Below are 24,634 nucleotides of genomic sequence, written 5' to 3'. Positions count from 1 at the left end.
TTTGAGAGATTCGTTGGGTTTTGCGAAAGAGCTGACACGCGCGGGGCGAAAGCGGGGACACCTACCGTCCCGCCGACACGTGCCGCGGAGCCGCCCGGTCGAATGATCCTGTCGAGTGGGGAATTTCGTGATTGATGTGATCATCGTCGGTGCCGGGCCCACCGGGTTGATGCTGGCCGGCGAGTTGCGGTTGCACGGTGTGCGGGTGCTCGTGGTGGACAAGGAGGCCGAGCCCACCCCGTACTCGCGCGCGCTCGGCCTGCACGTGCGCAGCATCGAGGTGATGGCCCAACGGGGTCTCCTGGACCGCTTCCTCGCGCACGGCACGAAGTACACGGGTGGGGGCTTCTTCGCGGCCCTCGGCCGGGAATGGCCCGAAGGCATGGACACCGCGCACTCGTATGTCCTCGGCATCCCGCAGGTCGTCACCGACCGCCTCCTGGCCGAGCACGCCGTCGAGTCGGGCGCCGAGATCCGGCGCGGCTGCGAACTGGTCGGGCTGCATCGCGACGACGACGGGGTGACCGCCGAACTGTCCGACGGCACACGGGAGTCCGCGCGCTACCTGGTCGGCTGCGACGGAGGCCGCAGCACCGTGCGCAAGCTGCTCGACATCGGTTTCCCCGGCGAGCCCAATCGGGTCGAATGGCTTTTGGCGGAGGCGGAGTTGACCGCACCGTGGCCGGACGTCGCCGCCGCGGTCGCCAGGATCCGTGAGACGGAAGTGCGCTTCGGCATCGGGCCGTCCGAAGGCGACACCTACCGCTTCGTCGTCCCCACCCGAAAACTCGGCACGCACCGGGACGTTCCCCCGACGCTCGACGAACTCCGGGACGAGGTACGGGCGATCGCCGGGACCGACTTCGGCGTCCACGCACCGCGCCGCCTCACCCGCTTCGGCGACGCCACCCGGCTGGCCGACCGCTACCGCATCGGCCGCGTGCTGCTGGCCGGCGACGCCGCGCACATCCACCCGCCGGTCGGCGGACAGGGGCTCAACCTCGGCGTCCAGGACGCGTTCAACCTGGGCTGGAAGCTCGCCGCCGAGATCAACGGCTGGGCGCCGGACGGCCTGCTCGACACGTACGAGAGCGAACGCCGCCCGGTGGCCGCGGGCGTCCTCGAACTCACCCGCGCGCAGACCACCCTGCTGCTCCCCGAGCCGGGCCCTCGGGCGCTGCGCCAAATCCTCTCGGAACTCATCGCGTTCGAGGACGTCAACCGCCACCTGATCGAGAAGATCTCCGCGATCGGGATCCGCTACGACGTCGGCGAGGGCCACGAACTGCTCGGCCGCCGCCTGCGGGACATCCGGCTCAAGCAGGGCCGGCTGTACGACCTGACGCACTCCGGCCGCGGCCTGCTGCTCGACCGGACCGGCCGCCTGTCAGTGGACGGTTGGGCGGACCGCGTCGACCACGTCGTCGACAGCGGCGACGAACTCGACGTTCCCGCACTGCTGTTGCGCCCGGACGGACACGTCGCCTGGGTCGGCGAGGACCAGGGCGATCTGGCGGCCCACCTGCCCGAGTGGTTCGGCGCGGCGGCCTGAGCCGTCCCGTCCGCCTCGCTCCGAAGCGGGTCGACCGCCCCTGCCCCAGCGGGCTGTTAGCGTTGCCCTTCGACCGGGGAAGGGGCGCGGACCACACGTGGCGGAATCGACGGTGTTTCGGATCGGCGGGGACCTGGAAGTCGGGCGACTCGGGTTCGGGGCCATGCATTTGGCGACGGAACCGGGAGCGGTTCGGGAGAACGCGCTCGCGGTGGCCCGGCGGGCGGTGGAGCTGGGGATCACGCTGATCGACACCGCGTACCTCTATGGCGGCGGCGGCAACGAGGAGTTGCTCGCGGACGCGCTGTTCCCGTACCCGGAAGAGCTGCTGATCACCACGAAAATCGGTATCTCGCGGTCGAGTTCGTCCGGCGAATGGCGGTACGACGGCCGACCGGACGTGCTGCGCGGGCAGGTCGACCAGGCGCTGCGCCGACTGCGGGTGGACCGGATCGAGTTGCTGCAACTGCATCGCGTCGATCCCGAGGTCCCGCTGGCCGAACAGGTGGGCACCCTGCGGGACTTGCGGACCGAGGGCAAGATCGGCCGCATCGGGCTGTCCGAGGTCACCGTCGACGAACTCGCCCAGGCCCGGGCCGTCGTCGACATCGCGAGCGTGCAGAACCGCTACAACCTCCTCGACCGCGAACACGAGCCCGTGCTCGCGGTCTGCGAGGAGGCGGGTATCGCGTTCCTGCCGTGGCGCACGGTCGCCTGGGGTGACGCGGGCGCCCGGGCCGAGGTCGCCGCCATCGCCTCCGAGTCGGACGCCACACCCACCCAGGTGGCGCTGGCCTGGCTGCTCGCCCACTCGCCGGTGATCCTCCCGATCCCGGGGACATCGCGGATCGACCACCTGACGGAGAATCTGGCCGCGCAGGAGCTGCGCCTGAACCGGGAGCAGCGCGAACTCCTCGACGGGTTGGCGTAGTCGGGCGAGCGAGGCCGCCCGCGGTGTCGAAACCCCGCGTGGACAACGGGATTTCACGATTCCGGCGGGCGCCGGCGGCCGCGCACCGGGCGGCGCCGGACGTGTGACGACCTGCTGCGCCGGCCGATGCCCACAGCCCGCCTACCGCTCAGTCGTCGGATTCCTCGATGTCGTAGTCGTCGGTCGGGTCCGGGACGAAGTCCGTCTTGACGTCCTGTGCGTAGGTCGTCGCCGGCGTCCAGGTCGAGGCGAGCGATTCCCACGCCGCCCTCGCCGCCGACGCGGGTTTGGCGTCCGCGATGGAGCGCAGGAGGCCCTTCAGCTCGTTGAGCGCGTTCATGTAGCCTCGGCCGACCTCCGCGAAGTGCGTGATGACGGCGAAGTCCTTCGCCGCCGCGCTCAGCGAGCCGATGCCGGTGGTGCCCGCCGTCCACGCGAGGATCGCCGCGGCCTGGCCGGCCCCACCGTCGTTGTCGGCGGTGATCGTCGCGATGAGCGTTGTGTACTTCTTGGGCGTGCCGCTCCTGACGGTCGGGTCGTACGCCTGGAAGCCGCGGTTGGCCTTGAGCCCGACGGCCTCCAGCGCCTTGTTGAGCGAATCGATGACCAGCTGCCGGTCGCCCCCGCCACCGCTGTCCGCGGCCAACCCCACGTACACCCGCCAGATCCGGCCGTACGCCTCCATCTGCGCGGCGCTGCAGTTCGGCTGCGACTCGGCGGCGGCGAGGTCTTCCTTGATACCCACGAGATCCCCCTCCACGAGGCACCGGACGGTGCCTCCCGCAAGCAGGGTCGTGCGAATTCCCCGACAAGGCAGGGTAGTTACACATCCCCCGCCATTTGCGCACACAAAGCACACAGACAGGGGCGTGCGGCGTGCCCGCACCGGGCCATCAACGTCCGCCGGTGCGCAGTCCGTTGAGGAGGAAGGCCAAGAGGCGGTCGGCTTGGCCTTGTGCGTCCGGGGCGTCCTCGGCGGCCCAGGCCATCGCGCTGATCATCTTCAGCACGTCCGCGTTGTCGGCGTCCGGGGCAATCGTTCCCGCTTGCCGGGCCCGGGTCAGCAACGCGTCGCCCACCTCGAAGAGTTCCGCGTGGCACGTCGACGCCAGACCGCTCGTGTCGTGATCGAGCGCCGAGGTCATCACGGTGGCCGACAGGCCCCGGTAGGTGAGGCAATGCCGGAGCGTGGCGCGCAACCACGTTGCCAGGCCCTCGAATTCGTCCTCGGCGGCCGACAACCCGCGGCCCAGGTCGGCCAACTCGGTGATCTGCTCGGCGAGTACCGCCTCGATGAGATCCAGGCGCGTGGGGAAGTGCCGGTAGAGCGTCCCGCCGGCCACACCCGCCCGCCGCGCGATCTCGTCCAGCGACGCGTTCACCCCGGACTCGGCGAACGCGAGTTTCGCCTGCTCGACCAACGCCTCCCGGTTGCGTCGGGCGTCCGCCCGCTTCGGACGCCCGACGCGCTGTTCGCGACCCGCCGCCACCGACACCACCACCCTTGCTGACCCGAGACACCGCCCGTTACTGTGCCGGTGCAACCGGACCATGTCTCATTTTACCGTGGCGGCACTCCAGAGCAGGGAGAACTCCCATGGCACTGAAGGAACAAGACCGAATAGACATCACCAACCTGATCAACCTCCACGGCCATCTCGTGGACGCCGGAGACCCGGGCCGGTTGGACGAACTGTTCACCGCGGATGTCATCTACGACTACAGCGACATGGGCTTCGGTGAGCTGCACGGTCGCAAGGCCATCTGGGAGGCCGCACTCGCGCTCGGCGATGCCAACCCTGTCGGTCATCACGTCACCAACATTGTCATCACAGGCATCGACGACGACTCGGCGCGGGTCCGCTCCAAAGGCATCGGCATCCACGCCGACGGCACGGCCGCCAGCGTCGTCTACGACGACATCGTCATACGCCACCCCGACGGCTGGAAGATCAGCCGCCGCACGACGACCGCCAGGCGCGCGGTACACGGCGGGCGGGAGAACAGCCCCCAGTGAAGCCCTGAAACGCTCTCGCCGAGCGACCCGCCCGCCCCCGCGACCCCACATCCGCGACACCCACATCACCCACCACCACGACGATGCCCCCTCACGGCGGTGGCGACAGCCTCGCTCATCTTGGTGGCGAGGAGATCGGCAAGCACCTCGTTCCCCTCCAGTGCCGCGACCGCCCGATCGTGCAACGGCCACGCGACGCGTGCCAATGTTCGGCGGTCCCCCGCGTCGGGCCACGCGACGCGGAGCTCGGAGAACGCGCGCACCGCATTTCACGGGCCTGCGTGCCCCGTTCCGTCGAACCGAGAGCGTGCTTGCGCGACCGCAGTTCGTGCAACAGACACATCCGGTTCACGGCTCCTTTGGCACACACCGCCGCCATGCCTCGGCCCGCGGCCACCGCGATCCGTGTGAGCACCGTCCTCACCTCGCCCGGTTTGGGAACCACCAGCAGGGTGCCGTCCGGGAACACCCGGTTCTCCGGCACCTCGATGCCGCCGCCGATCGGCCGCAGATAGACGCGTCCGACGATCAGGTCCATGACTACTCCGACCCGACCCGTCATCCCGTCCACTGCCTGCCGACCCTTCAAGGGACGCAGCCGCTCTTCGTCTTCCGAACCGAAGACTACGCGCGGGCGGTGTTGGCGTCCGCGCAGCCACCGATGGCCGAGGCGAGGATCGAGGAGCCGACGTCTGCCGAACGTTCGGTGCCTCGCCCCTCACCCGCCGGGCTACCCGGCCCGCGTCGCATGCCGAAACGCGTCGATTTGCCCACGGTGAACGAACGGCCGACTATCCGCGTGCCGGCCGTGGACTCGATGCGCCGCTCGGGCCGGCGCGTCGACGACGAGGTCCCGGCCCACATCTCCCCGGCGTACTGCGAGAACATCAACTGATTCGGCGCCATCGAAATCCATATCGAAGGTGAACTCGCCCAACTCGGCCCCACGGATGACTACCGCTGCGCATCTCCGACGTCCTGTTCTGAGTTCTGACTGCGCGCGCCCAGGCTCTCCACGAGCGTGGGCCAGGGCCGTCTGTGGTCGGCATCTACAGGAATTTATCGCGTGAAAGCTGCCGATCGCTGACGGCCTTGTGGGGGCTGATGCCACGAACGGCGTCGCGTGCGGGGGAGGTGTTGACGGCAGCCGGGGACTGCCGCTGGTGTGTCATGCTCGGCTTGATCGCCGGTGGTGAGCTGAACCCTGCCGTGATCGCCTTGACCACGGCAGGGTGCGTAGGCTCGTGGGCGCCAGCCGCATAGGACGCCCATCCGATCGGCTGCGTGAATGTGGATGAGGTGCTCAGCGTCCGGTGGATGCGGGTGCCGTCGCTCACCTGCTGCGGTGAGATGTGCTCGGTCTCGACCTTCGCGTTGAGCGTGTCGAGGAGGCGGGCGTTGGCCTCGCGGAAGCCGAGCCGCGCGTCGGTCTCGGGCGACGGGTAGCGGTGTGCCCGGAAGAAGCCCGCCTGCCCCTTCAAGTGGGCGGCGAACGCGTTGTTCAGGCCAGGGTCGGAACCGATGAACTCCATGTAGCCCCTGGCCGACCAGCCGCGGGTGTCCACCCCGGCTTGACGCAATGACTGGCCGAGGTCGACACCGAACCGGTTCGCGTGCTTCGCGAACTCCTCGACTGCCAGATACACGCCCTGAGCCGGCCCTTCGGGCCGGGCAAGTCCGGCCAAGTCTCCGGTCGCCACCGCTATCTGCATGTGGAGACCGGGCTTGGCCGGGTCGATGGACTGGCCCTTGGTCTGCTCGTTGAAGCTCGTCGCCATCACGGCCTGGTAGACGCCGGCCCGGTCCCGGGCCGTGAACGGAAAGCCCGTGCGGCCCATGACGTCCACGGCCAATGCCGCGCTCATGCTCTCGTCCGCGCCACGTCCGTGGCCCTGCACGACGTCGTGGAACGCAGCAGCAATGGGGAGGGTGACCACTTCCCTCGGCGTTAAGGCGCCGGTCGGCGCGTTCACAGCGTAGGCAACGGACTCGCGCACGACATCGCGCGTGTGCGTCCCGTTGTGGTACGTGTGCGGGACGCCGCGGTGGACGGCACCGTCGTGGACCTTCGGGCGGTTCGCATCACGCCCGAACTGCTCGTCGACCAGGCGCAGCCCGATCGCGGCGGCGGTAGCGGACGCCCGCACCATGGCCCGCAGCGCCGGGTCGTCACGCACAGGCTGCGGCAGCAGCGACTCGACGAAGCGCACATCACCTGGCCGCGGTTGCGACGTCAGCAGTTCGGCAAACCGCGGATCCTCGCGGTGCAGACGCGCCAAGCCCTCGCGCTGACCGTTGCGCCACTCCTCCTCTGGCAGGCGGACAGCTGATGTGTCGGACATCGGTCTCCCCCGTTCAGTGACAGGCCACCTTGGATCTTCCCTACTCCCCATCACATCACGGGACCTTCGCTGCGCCGAACGATTCGGCGTGGAGCTTCCCCGTGACGCAGCCCGATGACGTTCGCCGCGGGCCTGACAGTGCGATGGCGGCCGGCTCAGCGTCGAGGCGCCGTCCGTGTCCCGGACACTGACCGCACGCGTCGTCCTGTCTTCAAAGGATCGATCGAGGGCCCGATCGTCTTCGAGGAGCCGCCCGGCACCTCCAGCCGCCTCCACCCGCTCCAGTGCCCGAAGTTCAGCGAACTGCTCACCGACACCAGGCCGGGCGACACCGGGTACATCCCCGACGCGCTCGACGTCCTCCACACCGGCCGTCTCGCCCTGCGCACGGTCAGTCGCCTCGACCAGCCCGGACCCGGCAACGGCATGCCCGAGGGACCGGAGAACCGCGCGGAGAACGGCCGGGCGACCGACGACTGCGCCAGAGTGTGCGCGCTCGACCCGATCGACGTCGTCTCCGGCGAGATACTGCCGCCTCTGCAGGACGTCCTGCTGCCCGGCGCGCTGAACATGGTGCTGCGGAGGCGGAACCGCAGCCGGTACGCGGGCGGCCGGTGGTTCGGAGACCACTGGGTGTCCACGCTCGACCAGCACCTCGAACTCGACGCGGACGGCGTGCGGTTCACCGACGAGGACGGCGTGGTGCCGCGGTACCGGATGGCGGAGCCGGGAGAGAAGGTCCATCCGGTCAATGGTTCGCGTGGGCGCTGACCTGGGACGGCAGGCCCGGCGGCGATTTCGCGGTCACGGATCCGGAGCGCGGCCGGACGTGGACGTTCGCGCCGCTCCCCGTCCCCTCGGTGCGCGGCCGGTGGGGCGGGCCGGTGCTGCCGGTCCGTTCGCTCGTGGATCGCAACGGCAAGCGGATCGACTCTCTGTACGACGATCAGGGCGCGCCCCGCGACGTCGTGCACTCCGGTGGGTACCGCGTCGCGGTCGAGAGCGAGGACTGGGCGGGCGGTCGGCTGTGACAGGACTGCGGCTGCTCGGCGCGGCCCCGGAGACACACGCCCGCTCTTCCGTCCCCCGGGCACGCGGTGCGGGTGGTGTCGTTCGCGTACGGTGAGAAGGGTGAGTTCGCCGAAGTGACGAACTCGTCGGGCCGCGCCCAGCGTTACACCTACGACGAGGCGGGGCGCTGCGTCCACACCGTCGGCACTGGCGGTGGGCTGGAGGGCACGTTCGAATACGACGTCCCCGCGCGCATCACGCGCGTGACCGACTCGCTGGGCGGAACTGCGGCTGCGCAGCGTGACCAATCCGCAGAGCGCACGCTGGGAGTACGCCTACGACGCCGCAGGCCGCCGGATCGGCGAGACGGACTTCAACGGCCGCTCCCTCACCTGTGGATTCGATGCGGCCGGGCATCTGGTGCGCGCACCCACGGCGCCGGCGAACAGGTCGAGTTCACACGCAACGCCTTCGGCAACACGCTGCCCCTGCGTGACACCGGGACCGACCGCACAACGGCCTTCGATGACGACGAGGCCAAGCGCATGACATGTGCCGCCAACCCGGACGCGGAACTTCGGTTCGAGTACGACGCGGTCGGATGCGTGACCGCCGAGACGTGCGACGGGCGGCGATTGGAGCGCAGTTACGACCCGGCCGGCCGCCGCACCCGAAGTACCGCGCCGATCCGTCAGGGGCACGCCACGACGAAGTCGTCTTCGTCTGGGACCACATGCGGATGGTCGAGGCGTGGGCGCGAGTCGGCATCACCACATGGAGCTGCGGTCCCATGGAGCTGCGGTCCGAACGACGGGCACGTGGCGGCCCAGACCACGTTCCAGTACCAGGATGCCGAGAACCGGCCTCCACGACAACGTATTCCGGTTACTACGCCTCGGAGTTCGGCGCCTACCTGAGCCCCGACCCACTCGGCTCGGCGGTCGGCCCGAACCCGTGCGCGTACGTCCCCAACCCGCTGACCCTGAGCGACTCGCTGGGTCTGGCGGTCTGCAAGACGATCCCGGACATCACGCGCGACCATACGCTCGACGGGGTGTTCACACCGGACGGAAGATTCGCGGGATGGCATCGTCATCCGGATCAGACCGGGGGTATTTCGCCCGATCACTACATCAAGGGTGAGCGTGTCACGAACCCCGACGGGACTGTCATCGTCCTGGACTCGAACGGAAGGCCCGGCGAGGTCGGCGGACTCGGTGTGGGGCGCCTGTTCCGAAGGACATGACGGTCGACCACACCTATTCCCGCCGTCATGGACACGCGAGAAGATCATCTCCTCGTGCGCGATGCCAACGCCGACTTCGAGGGCATGACGAAGGTTCACCGGGCCTGGCGGTCGGCGTGGTCTTCGGCCCGCGGGACAACGCCACTGCCGTCGTCGGCGTCGTCTATTGCTGGCCCAAAGCCCGGTACCGTGCGCGTAGTTCGTCGAGCAATACCGGGCCCTCGTCCGGCAGATGGGCGATCCAGAAACCCCATCCGCCGCGGTGGCCTCCACCGATGACCGCTTGGGCGGCCGGTGACGGCGTTTCGTATTCCACGCCGTCGAGGACGATGTTGCCGTCGGCGTTCACATGCGCCTCGGCCCGGTGTGAGGACGGTTTCGGGGTGAGTCGCGTCCCGGGGGTGAGCAACCCACTCGTCAGCAGGTCGGCGACCGTGACCCAGGTGTTTTCGGAGGCGCGTTGTGCCGGAACGGCTCGCGTCGGTTCCGGGTACTCCGGCGCATAGTCGGCGTCGCCGAGTTTGGCGAACGCATCGCGAACGACCTCGGCGATGAGCTTGCGCCGTGCCGGCAGGAAGTCGTCGTACGGCATGGTCTCCCAGCCCTCCGGCAACGCATGCCAGTAGCGCTGCCGGGCCAAGCGATCCGCGCCCAGTGGCGCTGCGGCGAGTTGCCTCGGCCAATACTCCGAGGGGGGCGAATCGGAGATCTTGATGTTGATGTTCCAGTCGACCAAGGCCATGTTGGCGACCTGGTTGATCTTCTGGATCTCGCGAACTCCCTGCTTCTTCAGGTGATTCCGCGGGAACAAGTGGTGTCGTTCGACGCCCTTCCTCAGCAGAATCGCCGGATCGAGGCGACTGCGGATCTTGGTCGTGGACAGCAGTGTGTCGGCGTCGAGGATGTTGAGCGCGGCCGTGTAAGCCAGCCATGCGGGCGGCCTGGCGCTCGACGCGTCCAGGCGGTTGGGCAGCGCGATTCGCCAGAAGTCGGGTGTCAGGGTGTCGTCCACGATGCGGCCCAGCGCGGCCACGTACATGTCCGCGTCCCCGGCGGGTACGCCCTGAAGCTTGTTGAAGTCTTGTTCGACCTGGGTTTCGAACGATCCCGAGTAACGCCCGGTCAATTGCGCCATGAAGAACCACCGGGCGATCACTTCCCGGAGGCGGTCCACCGGGACGCCGTACTCCACACGACCGAGGAGCCACATGACGTAGCTGAACACCACGGCGTTCTCCGAGGAGATCATCGCCCCGCCGCGGAAACCCGCACGTTCCAGGCATTGCAGAAACTCGTGCCAGTTCGTGAGGTCGAGGACTTGTTTCTGCGTGGCTTCCAGGCGCTCGAACCGCTCTTGTCGCAGTGACGGGGAATGCTCGCCTGTCTCCACATCACGGCCACGGAGTACCGCGTACACCTGCTTGAGCACCGCTCGACGCAGCGCCACCGCGGTGGTCACGCGCAGCAACTGGTCCGGCTCGGGCTCGATGTGCCAGTTGAACGGGGAGGCCCCGGTGAGCGACGGCTGCCGGGCCGCGTCGCAGAACGCCTCCAGGTCGCGGCGGCCCTGCTGCCAGTGCACGGACATCAACGTCAGGATGAAGTCGGCCTGCTTGAGCTGGACTCCGTTGTTGTTGATCCGTACGAAGATCTCCGCGACCTGTTCCGCGTCGACGGCTTCATTCAGCTCGACGATGCGGAACTGGTAGCCGCTGAGGAGTTGCACCCTGCTCAGAGCGACGCCGAGACGGCTGCTCTCGGACTGGTCGAGCGGTCGCCTCGCGGCCAGGCGTGTGAGGAACTTGTGCTCGACCTCGCGGGGTTCGCTCTCATTCCACAGCGCGCTGATGTCCGGCAGGAACTCCGGGTCGTTGTCGGTGGCCGCGTCCGCGACGGCGAACGTCTCGTCCTTGGGACGGAACGCGATGCGGATCGGCCCCCTGGAGAAGTCCTTGCGCACGACGTGCTCCCCCGTCAGCACCGCGTACAAGGCCGTCAGCCGTTGTTGTCCGTCGACCACGAGGAACCGTGGGGAACGCTCCTTGCTTCCGGTCCCGATCTGCCGTGCGGAGGAGTCGGCGCCGGTCTCCCAGAACAGCAGCGATCCGATGGGGAAGCCCTTGAGCAACGAGTCGAACAGGTCGCGGACTTGCGCTGCCGACCAGACGAACGGTCTTTGCAGCTCCGGCAGCGCGATCTCCCCGCGCCCGATGTTCCTCACCAGGTGCGAGATCGGATCGGTCGTCTCACTGAACAATTCCTTGCCCACGCGCAAGGCCCCCTTCGAAGATGCGCCGGAAACCGTGAGGCTAGTTGTACTGCCCATTGAGGTTGGTGACGGATCGCACGAGGGTGCGGGGTTGAACAGGTGAGGGCCTTCCTTGTTCGGTGTGGATTGCGACATCTGCACCGACTGCAAGTAAGGCCCTCATGCTCCACCGTAATGCACCTCTGTCCGAGACCGGCCGGCTGCGTCTGGCCCGCTGCATCGTCGTGGACGGCTGGCCGCCGCGCCGTGCGGCGGAACGCTTCCAGGTCTCGCACACCACCGCGCGCCGCTGGGCGGCGCGCTACCGCGAACACGGCGAGGCCGGCATGCGCGACCGCTCCTCGCGTCCGCACGCCAGCCCGCGCCGGACCCCGACGCGGACCGAACGCCGGATCGTCAAGGTCCGGGTCCTCAAGCGCTGGGGCCCGGCCCGGATCGCCTACCTGCTCCGGCTGAATCCGTCCACCGTGCACCGCGTCCTGACCCGCTACCGCCTCGCGCGGCTCGCGCACCTGGACCGCACCACCGGCCGCCCGGTCCGCCGCTACGAACGCGCCGCGCCGGGCGAACTGGTCCACGTCGACATCAAGAAGCTCGGCCGGATACCCGACGGCGGCGGTCACCGCGCACTCGGCCGCGCGGCCGGCAAGCCGAACTCCACCGGCACCGGCTACGCCTACCTCCACAACGCCGTCGACGACCACTCCCGCCTGGCCTACAGCGAGATCCACGGCGACGAGCGCAAGGAGACCGCCATCGCGTTCTGGACCCGCGCCCGGGCGTTCTTCGCCGAGGCCGGGGTCACCGTCGAACGCGTGCTGACCGACAACGGCTCGTGCTACCGCTCGAAACTGTGGGCCAACACCCTTGCCGCGCAAGGAATCACACACAAACGCACCCGGCCCTACCGGCCGCAGACCAATGGCAAGGTCGAACGGTTCAACCGCACCCTGCTCGACGAATGGGCCTACGCCACCGCCTACCGGAGCGAGGCCGAACGCCGCGAAGCGTTCGGCCCCTGGCTCCACTCCTACAATCACCACCGCGGACACACCGCACTCGGCGGCAAACCACCCGCCAGCCGCGTCACCAACCTCACAGGGCAGTACAGCTAGTGCACGCGGGGTGATCGCAAAGATGCTTCACGGCCTTCCGAACGTCTGTCGCGGGCTTGTGGAGCGCCTTGTACACGGCCGACTCGGGACGGTGGATGTGATCCGGCATCCTCGGTGGTTGACACGAACGAGCTACGCGTCGATCGCGTCCACGAGGCCAACGAGGCGGTCCCCCTGACGAGATCCAACCGGACGGCCGCGTCAGGCCTGCTGGGGCGCCTTGGCGAGTACGTCTGACGTTGTGGGACGTCCATGGACGTGGGACCAGGGGTATCGCGGCTCGGGTGCTGTGTGCTTCGCGGCGCGTTGGCTGGGGCGTGAGTCGGCGTGAGTGGGCTGGTGTCAGGGCCTGGGGGGAGAGGTGTCGGGTGGGGTGGTTGTGGGGGTGGGGTGGGGGTTTCCCTCGGATTGAGGGGTGTCGAATTCCTTTTGTGGTACGGGACTTGACCGGGTTGAGCGGTGGCGGTTGCAGTGGGGGGACGGGGATGTGGTGAGGGGGCGGTGTGGAGATTTTCGTGGTTTTGGTGATCATCGCGGTCATCGCCATGGCGGTGAGTGGGGGAGGCGGCTCCGGGGGGTCGGGGCGCGGCGGGGGGAGTGGGGGAGCCGGGTACGACGGGGGTGGGTGCGGGAGCGATGGCGGGTGCGGCGGGTGCGGGGGTGACTAGGTTCGTGGGGTGAAGGGAGAGGGGCCCGGGGGGTCACGGGAGGGACTGTTCCGCCTGGGCCGGTGACAGTGCCTCGGCCAGGGCGGTGGCGGTGGTGCGCCGCGTGGCGGGGTCGTCGCGGAGGGTGCGGTTGCACTCGATGTGGAGGAAGGGGAGGCCGGCGTCGGCGGCGGCCTGGCCCTGGATGTTGGTGCGGCCCGCGAGGCGTTGGCAGGCGTGGTCCTCGTTCGACCACACGCGGCAGGTGCGCAGGCCGGTGGCGGACAGGGCGGCGGCGGTACGGTGCGCGGCGGCGTCGGGGGACGTTGCACCGGCCGAGACGACGATGTCGGTGTCCGGGACGGTGTCGTCGTGGAAGCCGTGGATCTGGACGGCGGGGACGCGGCGGCGGGTGAGTTCCCCGGCCAGCGCGTCGAACATGTGGTCGGTCCGGTGTGCGGCGTCGCCCGCGCCCCCCGTACCGGCCTTGCGGTGCGTCCCCGAGATCAGCAGCACCGCGCCCGGCAGACGGCGGAACACCTCCACGGCGAGGAGTTCGGTGTGCAGGTCGGCGATCGGGTGCGGCACCTCGACGACGCGGTGGATCGGCGCCGACGCGTCGACGTAGACGACACCCCACCCGCGCCCCGTGGGTGAGGGCTCGGCCACCTCCACGAACGCCCGGCCGGTGGCGCTGTCGACGCGGCGGCTCGCGGCGTAGCCGAGTGCCGCGAGGTCGTCGGCCGCTTCGGCGCCGTCGAGCACCCGCCCGAGGGCCGCGGCGAACGCCGTGCGCTGCGCGGGTGCCGGCGGGACGTAGGCGTGGTCCTTGGACAGCGAGCCGACGAACGTCCGCGCCAGTGCCTGGAGGTCCGCGGACGGCTCGGGCGGCCCCGACACCGCGTCGACCGGCGGCGGATCGGGGGGTTTCCCGGTGCCGCGCAGGTCGGCGGCGAGCACCACCGCCACCACCGCCACCGCGACCAGGGCCAGCGCCACTCCGCTCGGACTCCGGGTCATCCTCAAAGCGCGGCCCCTTCTCGCGTTCCCGCGCACTGTGTCCTTGGCGAACGGGGGGCGGGTTGATCAACGAAAGCATAGGGTGCGGTAGCCTTCCCGCGGCCCTCGGGGGAAGGGGGTGTCCCTGTTCCGTTGTGGTGTGTCAGGCCGCAACGGCCCCCGTGTGTACGGGAGTTCGCATCCACCCGGCGGACACGCGACCGTTCGCCCAGGTGCGGCCCAGGGGCATTCAGGAAGGCCAAACGTGGCACAACCCAACGAAATACGCGCGCCCGCGCGGAACCGCAGTCGGCGCCTGTCGCCGGCCCGCGGCGTACTGGCCGGAATGAAGGCGCCGGTCCTTCTCCTCGCGGTCAGCGCGCTGGTGCTGGCCGCGATCTCCGCGCTGTGGCTGGGCCGCAACCCCGTCGACAAGGTCACCCGGACGGAACTCGACGTGCAGCGCGCCGCCACCGCGGACGTCGCCCGCAGCGTGCGCGGCGCGGTCCGCGAAAGCGCCACCGACCTGGAACGCAGCGCCCGCCTGGTGAGTGCCAACGGCGCGGCCGACCCGGTCGGCGCCCTCGAACTGCTGAGCACGTATCAGAAATGGTTGGGGCTGGCGGTGCTGGCTCCCGATTCGGGCAAGATCCTCGCGGTACGCGGAGAAACGATTCCGCTGTCCGCTCTGTCCGGTCGCGCGACCGATGACCTCGACCCCCAGGTCCTCATGCTCGCCACCGGCGAGACGCGCGTCCTGGCGACCGCCTGGCTGACCGGCCGCGACGGCCCCGACCTGCTGCTCGTCGCCAGCAGCGCGCCGCACTGGCGGGAGTTCCTCGGCGACGGCGTCCACGACATCGCCCTGGTCGACCGCGACGGCAACGTGGTCGCGTCCGCCGACGGCGAGGTGGACGCCGACGCGGACAAGGGGATCGCGCGCGCCCGGCACGCCGACGAGGGCGTGATCGGTGTCACGTACGCACCCGAACGCGACGGCCGCCGCACCACCGTCGCGCACACCGCGCTCCGCGGCGACCGCGACGACCACGAAACGCCGGATCTGGCCGTGGTGACCGTCTCCCGGCTGCGGATCGACGAATCGGCCGACAGCAGTGTGCTGTTCGGCCTCGCCGCCGCGGTCTCCCTCCTGGGCGTCCTCGGCACGATCCTGCTCGCCCTGCACCGCGCCCTCCTGCGCCCGCTCCGCGAACTGCACCGGGACGCACGGCGCGTCGCCCGAGGCGAACTCGTACGGCCCGCGCTGATCGGCGGCTCGCGCGAAACCGCCCAACTGGGCCGCGCCCTCGAACGCCTCCGCGTGCGCGTCGCCGACAACGGCGCCGATCCGGTACCCGCGCGCCGGCGCCGCCGCCCCGGAATCCGCGCGGTGGTCTGCTTCTGCTCCGTGCTGCTGATCGGCTGGTCGGCCGCCGTCGCGGTCGCAGGCAACGTCGGCGGCGACATCCGCGTGCCCAACCACACCGTGCAGGCCCAGAAGTCCCGCACCGAGTCGACCGCGGACGCCGTCAGCCGGGCGCTCAACGAGGGACTGGCCGACCTGGTGTCGGTCGCCACGCTCGCCGGCGGCAGTTCCCCGGACGACCTCGGCCCCGTCGTCTCCCGGCTGCTCAAGGACCCCCGCGCTACCGCTCGGTGTACGTGCGCGGCACCGACGGCAAGAACGTCGCCCACGCGGGCGCCGACCCGCTCGCGAACGCCGCCCCGCCGCCCGGGCCCGGCGTCTACCTCGGCGCGACCTCGGGACGAATACCCCTCATCGCGGCGTCCGTTCCCCTCCCCGGCGACCGGCAGTGGACGCTGACCGCCGAGTTCGACCCCTTCTTCGTCGGATCGCTGGTCACCCGCGAGGGGAAGGGCCGCGTCTGGCTCGTCGACGACCGCGCCCGGCTGCTCGCGGCGAACCGGGGCTTCATCGCGTACGACACGCTGCCGGACAAGACGCTCACCACCGCCGCGAAATCCGTCGCCACCCAGGACAAGGACATCGGACGCCGCGACGGCGAGGGCCGCTCGACGCGGATCGTGGCGGCGTCCGATCTCGACCGCGGCGCCACCGCCGCGCTGGGCTGGTCGGTCGTCAGCGAACTGGAGGCGTCCGACCTGGACCTGTGGCCGTTCCGCCTCGGCCGCCAGTCGCTGATCATCGGCATCGTCGGCGCCACCCTGGCGGTGCTGTTCCTCGGCTGGATCCACCTGGTGCTCGTCCGCGCGCTCCGCGAACTCACCCAGCGCGCCGAGGCGTTGGCCGACGGTGACACCGCGGCCGTGATCTATCCCCGCTATCTCGACGAAGTCGGCGAAAGCGCCCGGGGATTCGAGCTGATCCGCCAGCGGCTCGCGGAACGGCCCGGCGGCGGGGGCGCGCACGGCAAGGCCGCCGCCGAGCCGCCGCGTACGGCCCGGCCGTCGGCGACGGACCACGCCACCGCACCGCTCCCGGCCGCGGAGCCGCAGGTCGGCGAACACCCCCACGGCGACGATGCGTTCGTCGCGGCGGGCGGAACCGCCGACGAGGGCGGCGGATACCGGCCCGGCCCCGACGACACCGCCGTCCTCGGCCGCCTTGGCCGTCCGACCCCCACGACGACCGACTGGCGAGAGCGCTGACATGCTGTTTCTCTACTGCGTCTTCCTGGTCTGCTCGCTGGCGATGCTCACCGCCGGCATCATCGAGCAGCGCCGCCACGACCGCTGCCTGGACCGAATACCCAGCCGCGTCCTGGTCAACGGCATCCGCGGCAAGAGCTCGATCACCCGCCTGTGCGCCGGAGCGCTGCGCGGCGGCGGCCTCGTCACCGTGGCGAAGACGACGGGCACCGCCGCCCGCTTCATCCACCCGGACGCGACCGAGGAACCCGTCTACCGCAAGTTCGGCATCGCGAACATCGTCGAGCAGATCGGCATCGTCCGCCGCGCCGCCGCGTACCGGCCGCACGCCCTGGTCATCGAGTGCATGGCCGTCATGCCGGCGCTCCAGGAGACCAACCAGACCAAGCTGATCAAGTCCACGATCGGCGTCCTGTGCAACGTCCGCGAGGACCACCTCGCCGAGATGGGCCCCACCCTCGACGACGTCGCCCGCTCCCTGTGCCGCTCGATGCCGCACCACGGCATCTGCGTCACCGCCGAACGCGACCGCCTGCACATCCTCCGGGAGGAGGCCGACGCCCGCGACTGCGAACTCATCGCCGTCGACCCGGAGTCGATCACCGACGAGGAGATGCGCGGCTTCTCGTGGATCACCTTCAAGGAGAACGTCGCGATCGCCCTGGCGGTCGCCGAACTCCTCGGCGTCTCCCGGCAGGACGCCCTGCGCGGCATGTGGGACGCCCCGCCCGACCCCGGCGTCCTGTCCGTCGACCGCCTGCTGACCCCGGACGGGCGCAGACTGCGGTTCGCCAACGTCTTCGCGGCCAACGACCCCGAGTCCACGCTCATGAACATCCGGCAGCTGCTCGCCCAACAGGCGATCGCCGAGCCGCTGCACGTGGTGATCAACTGCCGCCCCGACCGCGTCGAGCGCAACGGCCAGATGGGCGCGATCGTCCCCGACATCGCACCCGAGCGGGTGTTCCTCATCGGCCATCCGACGCGCAGCGCGTACGACGCCCTCCCGCGCGAGTGGCGCGACCGCGTCACCGACCTGGGCGGCGCGCGCGACGCCGACGACCTGCTCGCGTCGATCCTCGAACTCACCGGTGCCGACGACGCGTTGGTCGCCATCGGCAACATCCACGGGCAGGGGGAACTGCTCATCGAGAAGCTGCACGAACTCGACCGCGACACCTCCGCCCCTGAGTCGGCGGAGCCGACGCCACCCGAGGCCCCCGAAGTCCCGGTGGGATTCCCGCCGGACGGCTCGTGGGCCACCCCGACCGGGGCACCCCACGGCGGCGCGTTCGAGGAGCCGTACGCGGGCGGCCCGTTCGCGGCGCCGTACGCGAGCCCGAACGACAGCCCGGCCGGCGCCCCGTCGGCGTACGACTACGGAGGACACCGTTGAACCCGGCCGTGCTCACCCCCGAGGCGGCGGCGATCGGCATCGCCCTGGGGCTGCTGTTCTCCCTCGTGTGCTACCTCACCACCAACCTGTCGCCGGGCGGCATGATCACCCCCGGCTGGCTGGCCCTGACCCTCGTCGAGGACCTGCAGCGCGCCGGGCTCGTCCTCGGCGTGACGGTCGTGACGTACCTGGGCGTCCGCGTCATGCAGAAGGTCGTGATCCTGTACGGCAAAAGGCTGTTCGCGGCCGTCGTACTCCTCGGCGTCCTCCTGCAGAGCACCCTCTTCCTCTTCCTCCAGCACCGCTACCCGATGCTGTTCGCCCACCAGACCCTCGGGTTCATCGTCCCCGGCCTGATCGCCTACCAGTTGGTCCGCCAACCGCCCGCCGCGACCATGCTGGCCACCGCCACCGTCACCCTGGTCGGCTACGTCGTCCTCGCCGCGGGCGTCCTGCTCGGCGCCATCCCGTCCCTGTAGAGGAGCCATGAGCAGCAACCGCCGGCGCTCGGCGCGCCGCAGCAAGCGGGGACAACTCGCCGCCCTCGCCGTCGTCGTGGTCCTCGCCGTCGTCGCGGTCATCCTCGACGGCAAGCTCCGCGAGTTCGCCGACGACCGCGAACCCGCCGAACCCGCGGCGAACTCGCGCCCGCAGAACATCGTCGCCGTGACCCCCGCCGAGGGCACCGGCTACGTGTACGACCGCGTCGCGGGCCCCGACCGCACCGTGACCCGCGACTCCACCGGGGACATCGTCGCGACCTTCACCGACGGGTCGCGGACCGCCGTCCTGCGCGGTCCGGTACGGAAGTTCGCCGAACCGCGCACGACCACCGCGACGGTCTCGACGGACTCCTGGGTGCGCCTGATGCCCCAGCCCTGGAAAGCGGACACGGAGACCACACCGTGGTTCCGCACGTGGTTCACCGCCGCACTCGCCGACACCAGCCCCGACGTCCTCGCCGTCGCACTCGAATACGGCGACGGGGCACCGGTGCGCAAGGACAAGGCGGGTGTCCAGTTCGCCGGCGACGCGGGATTCGGGCCCATCAACCCCGAGGGCTCCAGCGGCAACGACCTGCGGCTCGAACAGACCGACTTCTTCGACTACCTCGGTCTGAGCTGGACGTTCCCCGACAAGAAGCAGGTGGCGCCCGACCCCGCGCGGCACGCGATGTTCGACTGCTCCGGATTCGTCCGCATGGTGTACGGCTACCGCATGGGCTACCCCCTGCTGCGCTCCGACGTCAAGGGCGCCGGGCTGCCGCGGACCGCCGACGGCATGGCCACCGTCGGCCCCGGCACCCGGATCATCGAACGCACCGACCCCGCGCAGGCGGCCCCCGTCGACCTGCTGCTCCCCGGCGACCTGCTGTTCTTCGAGATCGACGCGCGCACCGGCGCCCGCCTCGACCACACCGGCATCTATCTGGGCCTCGACGACACGGGCCACCCCCGCTTCATCTCCAGCCGCGAGGAAGCCAACGGCCCGACCTTCGGCGACCTCGGCGGTACGAGCCGGATCGACGGAAGCGGCTTCTACGGAGCGGGACTTCGCACGGCCAAGCGGCTGTGAGGGCGGACGGCGCGCGCCGCGGTGTCCCGGGAGGAGGTCAGCGCGGTTCCAGGCGCAGGGTCGAATCGCGGGCGCGGTCGGTCAGGACGTTGTCGATGATCGTCGTGTAGCGCCCGTACTTGTCGCGGTACGCGGCGTCCACATCGGTGTACTCGCCGGGGTCGGCCTCGCGGAACGCGACGTCCCGGTCCACACCGCCGGCCTCGATGTGGCCCTGGCGGCGCGACTGCGTGCCCCGGTACCACGGGCCGCCGGTCCCCTTGACCGACCGGACGTAGACGCGGTCGCCCGAACGGACCACCCACATCGTCACCGGGGCGCGGAGTGTGCCGTCGGGGCGCTCGGACCGGAGTGCCAGTTCCTCCGCCGCGCCGATCTCCGCCAGGTCCGAGCCGGTCCAGTCCGCCATGGTCGCTCCTCGTGTCGGCGCGCGGTCGGCGCGCTGTCCGGGTCCCGCGGGCGCCGCCGCGGTCGCGCGGCGGTCGCCTCGGCCACCGTCGCCCACCCCCGCGGGGGCCGCCACCGGAGCGCGGCCGTCCGGCGACGGGCCGGACGCACCGGCGATCCGGTGCCCGGGGCGGCCCCGAGATCCCGCCCGGCGGCATCCGAGCGATCTTTCCGCTAAACTTCCGGGCAGCATTTTCGAGAACTTCGCGTCAAGGAGACCAACGTGGCAGGTGACGACGACATCTCCGGGTGATCCCGGAAGATCCCGGCCACCGACCGGCGCCCGCGAGCGCTGTCGGGGTGGCCGTCCCGTCGTCCTCTGATCCACGTTCCAGCGGAGCAGCCGCTTCTCGCCGCGCCCGCGTGACATCCAAGGTCTCTCGCATGTCCGACGCCTTCATCATCTGCTCGAACCTGTCCTTCGCCTGGCCCGACGACAGCCCCGTCTTCCGCGACCTCTCCTTCACCGTGGGCGGAGGCCGTACGGGCCTCGTCGCACCCAACGGCACCGGCAAGAGCACGCTGTTCCGCCTCATCGCCGGCGAGCTGCGCCCGCAGAGCGGTGCGGTCACCGTCCCGGGGACGCTCGGCCACCTGCCGCAGAACCTGCCGCTGTCCGGCGACCTGGCCGTCGCGGAGGTGCTGGGCATCGCCGACGTGATCAAGGCCATCGACGCCGTCGAGGCGGGCGACGTCGCCGAGGAGCACTTCGCCACGATCGGCGACGACTGGGACATCGAGGAACGCACCCTCGGCCACCTCGATCGCCTGGGCCTCGGCGACGTCTCCTTCGACCGCAGACTGCACACCCTGAGCGGCGGCCAGATCGTCTCGCTCGGGCTGACGGCCCAGTTGCTGCGGCGACCGGACGTCCTGCTGCTCGACGAGCCGACGAACAACCTCGACCTGGACGCCCGGGAACGGCTCTACGGCGTCCTGGAGGACTGGAACGGCTGCCTGCTCGTGATCAGCCACGACCGCGCGCTCCTCGGCCGCATGAACCGCATCGCCGAACTCGAACGCGGCGAACTGCGCTTCTACGGCGGCAACTTCGCGGCATACGAGGAAGCCCTCCAGGCGGAGAGGGAGACCGCCGAGAAGAACGTGCGCTACGCGGAGCAGGAACTGCGCCGGGAGAAACGGGAGATGCAGCAGGCCCGCGAACGCGCCGAGCGCCGGGCGGGCAACGCCGCCCGCAACCTCAAGAACGCCGGCCTGCCCAAGATCTTCGCCGGCACGATGAAGCGCGGCGCCCAGGAGTCGGCCGGCCGCGCACGCCAGACACACGCCGCGCGGGTCGGCGAGTCGCAGGCCCGGCTCGACGAGGCGGGCCGGGCCCTCCGCGACGACCAGCGCATCGTGCTGCACCTGCCGGGCACCCAAGTCCCGGCCGGACGCACGGTGTTCCAGGGCGAGCACCTGCACGTCCGGGTCGGCGCAAGGGTGTTGTTCGGCGACGAAGGCGTCGACCTGACGATTCGCGGTCCGGAGCGGATCGCGCTGACGGGCCCCAACGGCGCGGGCAAGTCGACGCTCCTGCGCCTGATCCACGGCGACTTGACGCCCGAATCCGGCGAACTGCGGCGCGCGGACGGGACGGTCGCGTACCTCTCGCAGCGGCTCGACCTGCTCGACGCGGACCGCACGGTCGCCGAGAACATGGCGGCGTTCGCGCCGACCCTGCCCGAGGCGGAGCGCATGAACCTGCTCGCCCGCTTCCTGTTCCGCGGCCCCCGGGTGCACCTGCCGGTGGGCGTGCTGTCCGGCGGCGAGCGGCTGCGCGCCACGCTGGCGTGCGTGCTGTACACCGATCCCGCCCCGCAACTCCTGCTGCTGGACGAGCCGACCAACAACCTCGACCTGGTCAGCGTCGGCCAGTTGGAGAGCGCGCTGAGCGCGTACGAGGGGGCGTTCGTGGTGGTCAGCCACGACGAGCGGTTCCTGGCGGAGATCGGCGTGAACCGCAGGCTCCGGCTCGCGGACGGGAAGCTCGCGGAGACCGCGGCGCCGGGGGAGTGACGGGCGAGCCCCGGTGAGCCGCCGGGGAATCCCGCGAAGGCGCCGGCGCGTGCAGGCCGCGATCCTCCGCGGCCTGCACGCGCCGCGCGTTGCCGCGCCGCGCGTTGCCGCGCCGGGCGTTGCCGCGCCGGGCGTTGCCGCGCCGGGCGTTGCCGCGTCCGCCGGGGCCTGCACGCGACCGCCGCGCCTCGGTCAGTCGTCCGGTCGGCCGTCGGCGCGCAACGCGTGCAGCGTGAGCGAGGCGTAGCGCCGCCACTGCGCGGGGTCGCGCACCCCGAGGTCGGTCAGGACGCGAGAGTAGCCGCCGACGAGGATGCGGATGTCGCGCGCGGTGGCGTCGGGCCGGATCCGGCCCTGATTCCGCGCGCGCTCGATCAGGCGGTCGAACTGCCCGTCGAGATCGTGCTCCTGGCGCCACCGGGTGGCGTGCGGCAGGACGTCGGCCAGCAGCCGGTCCGTGGCGAGGCCCGCGGAGATGTCGCCGAGGAGGTCGTGCAGGGCGGCATACGCGTCGTCCCGGCGGCCGGCCGCGCCGACCCGGTCGGCGAGCCACGTGAGCCGGTCCCGCGCGACCGCGGCGACCAGGTCGTCCTTGGTGGGGTAGCTGCGGTAGACCGTCGCCTTGCCGACCCCCGCGCGGGCGGCGATCTCGGGGATGGTGCCGTCGAGGCCGCGCTCGGCGAAGACCTCGGCCGCGGCGGCGATGACGCGGTCGTGGTTGCGGCGCGCGTCGGAGCGGCGGGCGACGGTGCGAGCGCCCGTCGTACCGGTGGACTGGGGGCGTGCGGGTGACATGGGGGTCACTTTGCCGCTTCCGCCTGCTCCGTGTCCGCGTCGGCGCCGGTCGGCCGGTGCGCCGCCTTGTGGTCGGAGACGCCGGTGGCTCCGCCGCGCCCGATGCCCGGGATGAACAGGCTCGCGATGCCGGCGATCACCAGCGCCCCGGCGGCGAGGCCGAAGGCCTGCGAGAACGCGCTGTCCTTCGGCAGCGGGTGGGCGGCGGTGGTGCCGGCCGCGAGCAGGGTCGCGACAATCTGCGACCCCAGGGATGAACCGACCGACCGGGCCAGGGAGTTGACCCCGGTGGCCTCGCCGGTCTTCTCGCGGGGGACGGCACCGATGATCAGGTTGGGCATGGCGGCCATCGCCAGGCCGATCCCGGCGAACGCCGCCATCGACAGCACGATCACCGAGACCTTCGAGCCGTGCGCGAAGGAGAGGGCACCCAGGCCGGCCACGGCCAGCACCGCACCCGAGACGAGCGGGATCTTGGGCCCGACGCGGTAGGAGAGGCGCCCGGCCATGCTCGCGGCGACGAGCATCGCGAACGATCCGGGGAGCATGAGCAGGCCGGACTGGGTCGCGGTCAGGCCGAATCCGTACCCGGCCGCGTCGGGATCGGTCTGCGCGAGCTGCGGGATCAGGACGAACACCCCGAACATGCCCATGCCCAGCAGCATCATCGCGCCGTTGGTGACCAGGACGGTGGGGCGGCCCAGCACCTCCATGTCGACGAGGGGGGCCGGCGCGCGGCGTTCGAAGCGGACGAACACCGCCAGGCCGACCAGGCCCGCGGCGGCGAGGCCCAGCACGCGGGCGTCCGTCCACCCCCACGCCGACGTACGCGACAACGCGAACAGCGGCAGGCTCAGGCCGAAGGCGAGCAGCAGCACCCCGGGCAGGTCGACGCGTCCGGGGGAGCGCGAACCGCCGTCCGGCAGCCGGAACGCCCCGATGAGCGCGACGCCGGAGATGATCGCGCCCGTCCAGAAGATCCACGGCCACGACGCGTGGTCGAGCAGCAGCCCGCCCATCACCAGCCCGGCGCCCGAGCCGACTCCGGCGAGTGCGGAGATGATGCCGAGGGCGACGGGCCGGCGTTCGGCGGAGAAGGTGTCGCTGATGACGCCGTAGCAGAGAGGGAAGATGCCGCCGCCGACGCCCTGGATCACGCGGGCGGCCACCAGCACCCAGATGTTGGGCGCCAGCGCCGCCATGACACTCGTTCCGGTGAAGACGGCCAGCGCGACGATCAGCATCCGGCGCTTGCCGAACATGTCGCCGAGGCGGCCCACCACCGGGGTCAGCACCGCGGCGGAGAGCAGATAGCCGGTCATCACCCACGCGACGTCGGACGTCGACGCGTGCAACTCCTCACTGAGGACGTGGAGCCCCGGCACCACAGTGGTCTGCGCGAGCGCGAATGCCCCGGCCGCCAGTGCCAGCACCAGCAGATCCCCGAGGTTCCCCCGCCCGCCGGACGGCTTCCCCGCCACGGTCTCGCCCATCGTTCCTCCGTGCGCACGTCAAACGGACTCCAGGGTCCGGTTATCTCCGCCCATGTTAACCGGACTCGGGGGTCCGGTTCTCGCCGACAGCCCGACGCGCGGGGCGCGTGTGATGAAGGACACCGGCGCGACGGGGTGGGCGGGGTCGG

General features: G+C 70.8%; 21 protein-coding genes. 12 read left to right on the top strand and 9 right to left on the bottom strand.

Going from position 1 to position 24,634, the window contains the following annotated elements; translation table 11 throughout:
• Window positions 1–127: 127 nt before the first annotated feature.
• The gene (rox, locus tag LO772_RS01570) at window positions 128–1,552 is read left to right on the top strand and encodes a rifampin monooxygenase (RefSeq protein WP_231776481.1); all 1,425 of its coding nucleotides are present in this window, start codon (window positions 128–130) and stop codon (window positions 1,550–1,552) included.
• A 112-nt stretch (window positions 1,553–1,664) separates the two neighbouring features.
• Window positions 1,665–2,483, top strand: a complete 819-nt coding sequence (locus LO772_RS01565) for an aldo/keto reductase (protein ID WP_269453223.1) — start codon at window positions 1,665–1,667, stop codon at window positions 2,481–2,483.
• A 148-nt stretch (window positions 2,484–2,631) separates the two neighbouring features.
• Here LO772_RS01565 and LO772_RS01560 read toward each other — a convergent pair whose 3' ends face one another.
• Both LO772_RS01560 and LO772_RS01555 read right to left on the bottom strand, forming a co-directional pair.
• Window positions 2,632–3,228, bottom strand: coding sequence for a hypothetical protein (locus LO772_RS01560; protein WP_231776479.1), 597 nt, complete (start codon window positions 3,226–3,228; stop codon window positions 2,632–2,634).
• Window positions 3,229–3,376: 148 nt separating this feature from the next.
• A complete protein-coding gene (locus LO772_RS01555; protein WP_231776478.1) occupies window positions 3,377–3,973 on the bottom strand; it encodes a TetR/AcrR family transcriptional regulator in 597 nt (198 codons plus the stop codon).
• Between the two features lie 107 nt (window positions 3,974–4,080).
• Between LO772_RS01555 and LO772_RS01550 the strand changes: the two genes are divergently transcribed.
• Complete coding sequence (locus LO772_RS01550; RefSeq protein ID WP_231776477.1) at window positions 4,081–4,500, top strand: nuclear transport factor 2 family protein; 420 nt, start codon at window positions 4,081–4,083, stop codon at window positions 4,498–4,500.
• Window positions 4,501–4,615: 115 nt separating this feature from the next.
• Here the strand turns inward: LO772_RS01550 and LO772_RS01545 are convergent, their stop codons facing one another.
• Together LO772_RS01545 and LO772_RS01535 are read right to left on the bottom strand one after the other, a co-directional pair.
• Window positions 4,616–5,038 carry a hypothetical protein gene (locus tag LO772_RS01545; RefSeq protein WP_231776476.1) on the bottom strand — a complete coding sequence of 141 codons (423 nt, stop codon included), beginning with the start codon at window positions 5,036–5,038 and terminating at the stop codon, window positions 4,616–4,618.
• Between the two features lie 511 nt (window positions 5,039–5,549).
• Window positions 5,550–6,842: a hypothetical protein gene (locus tag LO772_RS01535; protein WP_231776474.1), complete on the bottom strand. Its 1,293-nt coding sequence runs from the start codon at window positions 6,840–6,842 to the stop codon at window positions 5,550–5,552.
• Window positions 6,843–6,956: 114 nt separating this feature from the next.
• On the opposite strand from LO772_RS01535, the gene LO772_RS01530 reads away from it, so the two are divergent.
• The 3 genes from LO772_RS01530 (at window position 6,957) to LO772_RS01525 (ending at window position 9,099) form a co-directional block, all read left to right on the top strand.
• The gene (locus LO772_RS01530) at window positions 6,957–7,613 is read left to right on the top strand and encodes a DUF6531 domain-containing protein (RefSeq protein ID WP_231776473.1); all 657 of its coding nucleotides are present in this window, start codon (window positions 6,957–6,959) and stop codon (window positions 7,611–7,613) included.
• Window positions 7,614–7,747: 134 nt separating this feature from the next.
• Window positions 7,748–7,873 carry a hypothetical protein gene (locus LO772_RS35735; RefSeq protein ID WP_269453147.1) on the top strand — a complete coding sequence of 42 codons (126 nt, stop codon included), beginning with the start codon at window positions 7,748–7,750 and terminating at the stop codon, window positions 7,871–7,873.
• 770 nt (window positions 7,874–8,643) lie between these two features.
• On the top strand, window positions 8,644–9,099 hold the full coding sequence (locus LO772_RS01525; protein WP_231776472.1) for a hypothetical protein: 456 nt from the start codon (window positions 8,644–8,646) through the stop codon (window positions 9,097–9,099).
• Window positions 9,100–9,262: 163 nt separating this feature from the next.
• On the opposite strand, the gene LO772_RS01520 is transcribed toward LO772_RS01525, so the two are convergent.
• The gene (locus tag LO772_RS01520; protein WP_231776471.1) at window positions 9,263–11,368 is read right to left on the bottom strand and encodes a GmrSD restriction endonuclease domain-containing protein; all 2,106 of its coding nucleotides are present in this window, start codon (window positions 11,366–11,368) and stop codon (window positions 9,263–9,265) included.
• Between the two features lie 161 nt (window positions 11,369–11,529).
• Between LO772_RS01520 and LO772_RS01515 the strand changes: the two genes are divergently transcribed.
• Window positions 11,530–12,483, top strand: a complete 954-nt coding sequence (locus LO772_RS01515; RefSeq protein WP_231773902.1) for an IS481 family transposase — start codon at window positions 11,530–11,532, stop codon at window positions 12,481–12,483.
• 701 nt (window positions 12,484–13,184) lie between these two features.
• On the opposite strand, the gene LO772_RS01510 is transcribed toward LO772_RS01515, so the two are convergent.
• Window positions 13,185–14,150: a hypothetical protein gene (locus LO772_RS01510; protein WP_231776470.1), complete on the bottom strand. Its 966-nt coding sequence runs from the start codon at window positions 14,148–14,150 to the stop codon at window positions 13,185–13,187.
• A 244-nt stretch (window positions 14,151–14,394) separates the two neighbouring features.
• On the opposite strand from LO772_RS01510, the gene LO772_RS01505 reads away from it, so the two are divergent.
• The 4 genes from LO772_RS01505 to LO772_RS01490 all read left to right on the top strand — a co-directional run bounded on the left by LO772_RS01505 (window position 14,395) and on the right by LO772_RS01490 (window position 19,731).
• Window positions 14,395–15,954, top strand: coding sequence for a HAMP domain-containing protein (locus LO772_RS01505; RefSeq protein WP_231776469.1), 1,560 nt, complete (start codon window positions 14,395–14,397; stop codon window positions 15,952–15,954).
• Window positions 15,955–16,761: 807 nt separating this feature from the next.
• Window positions 16,762–18,156 carry a poly-gamma-glutamate synthase PgsB gene (gene pgsB / locus LO772_RS01500; protein WP_231776468.1) on the top strand — a complete coding sequence of 465 codons (1,395 nt, stop codon included), beginning with the start codon at window positions 16,762–16,764 and terminating at the stop codon, window positions 18,154–18,156.
• The gene (locus LO772_RS01495; RefSeq protein ID WP_231776467.1) at window positions 18,153–18,635 is read left to right on the top strand and encodes a poly-gamma-glutamate biosynthesis protein PgsC/CapC; all 483 of its coding nucleotides are present in this window, start codon (window positions 18,153–18,155) and stop codon (window positions 18,633–18,635) included. Before pgsB ends, LO772_RS01495 begins: the two co-directional genes overlap by 4 nt.
• A gap of 7 nt (window positions 18,636–18,642) precedes the next feature.
• Window positions 18,643–19,731: an NlpC/P60 family protein gene (locus LO772_RS01490; RefSeq protein ID WP_231776466.1), complete on the top strand. Its 1,089-nt coding sequence runs from the start codon at window positions 18,643–18,645 to the stop codon at window positions 19,729–19,731.
• Between the two features lie 37 nt (window positions 19,732–19,768).
• On the opposite strand, the gene LO772_RS01485 is transcribed toward LO772_RS01490, so the two are convergent.
• The gene (locus LO772_RS01485) at window positions 19,769–20,140 is read right to left on the bottom strand and encodes a DUF2255 family protein (RefSeq protein ID WP_231776465.1); all 372 of its coding nucleotides are present in this window, start codon (window positions 20,138–20,140) and stop codon (window positions 19,769–19,771) included.
• Window positions 20,141–20,562: 422 nt separating this feature from the next.
• Between LO772_RS01485 and LO772_RS01480 the strand changes: the two genes are divergently transcribed.
• A complete protein-coding gene (locus LO772_RS01480; protein WP_231776464.1) occupies window positions 20,563–22,197 on the top strand; it encodes an ABC-F family ATP-binding cassette domain-containing protein in 1,635 nt (544 codons plus the stop codon).
• 192 nt (window positions 22,198–22,389) lie between these two features.
• On the opposite strand, the gene LO772_RS01475 is transcribed toward LO772_RS01480, so the two are convergent.
• Window positions 22,390–22,992, bottom strand: coding sequence for a TetR/AcrR family transcriptional regulator (locus LO772_RS01475; RefSeq protein ID WP_231776463.1), 603 nt, complete (start codon window positions 22,990–22,992; stop codon window positions 22,390–22,392).
• A gap of 5 nt (window positions 22,993–22,997) precedes the next feature.
• Window positions 22,998–24,485, bottom strand: a complete 1,488-nt coding sequence (locus LO772_RS01470; RefSeq protein WP_231776462.1) for an MFS transporter — start codon at window positions 24,483–24,485, stop codon at window positions 22,998–23,000.
• Window positions 24,486–24,634 lie beyond the last annotated feature (149 nt).

The sequence above is a fragment of the Yinghuangia sp. ASG 101 genome (assembly GCF_021165735.1).
Lineage (GTDB): Bacteria > Actinomycetota > Actinomycetes > Streptomycetales > Streptomycetaceae > Yinghuangia.
Note: the sequence above shows the minus strand (reverse complement) of the source record. Positions and strands in the feature narration are given on the sequence as shown.